The sequence below is a fragment of the Aphanothece microscopica RSMan92 genome, assembly GCF_046613545.2.
In the GTDB taxonomy this organism is placed as follows: domain Bacteria; phylum Cyanobacteriota; class Cyanobacteriia; order PCC-6307; family Cyanobiaceae; genus NIES-981.
This window is the reverse complement of sequence record NZ_JBKKKY020000529.1, coordinates 1-456: the sequence shown is the minus strand read 5'-3', so window position 1 is coordinate 456 and position 456 is coordinate 1. Positions and strand designations below refer to the sequence as shown.

Below are 456 nucleotides of genomic sequence, written 5' to 3'. Positions count from 1 at the left end.
CAAACTCTCCCAGTGAATCGAAATCAGCCTCGATGCTGCCGGCGCTGGTACGTGCCTTCACACTGGCGGCCAGATTTTGCATCCGGATAGAACCACCGGAGGTACTGGCGTCGAGCTCGCCCCGAACCCGATCGGCGCGGATACCTCCCCCGCTGGTTCTGGCCTCGATGGTCCCATCCAGGCGGGCTAGTGTAATGCTGCCGCCGGAGGTTTTGAGGCGAACCATCCCCGTCATCCCTTCGGCTTTAATACTACCGCCGCTCGTCACCAGCTCTACCTCGTCGGCGCAGTCGATAGCCTCGATACTACCGCCAGAGGTGCGTCCCTGGATAGTACCCCGCAGTTCGCGTACTTTGATACTCCCCCCGCTGGTGGTAAAAGTCTGGGCTCCGGTCAGGGAAGCAAGGCGAATACTACCGCCGCTCGTGACGAGGTTGGTAGTGAAGTTTTGGGGAG

1 protein-coding gene is annotated in these 456 nt (G+C 60.5%); it reads right to left on the bottom strand.

Features of this window, described 5'->3' with window-relative positions; genetic code table 11:
* Positions 1 to 456: DUF4097 family beta strand repeat-containing protein (locus ACLD7X_RS18900; RefSeq protein ID WP_411425218.1), on the bottom strand; the 456-nt coding region annotated here is incomplete at both ends.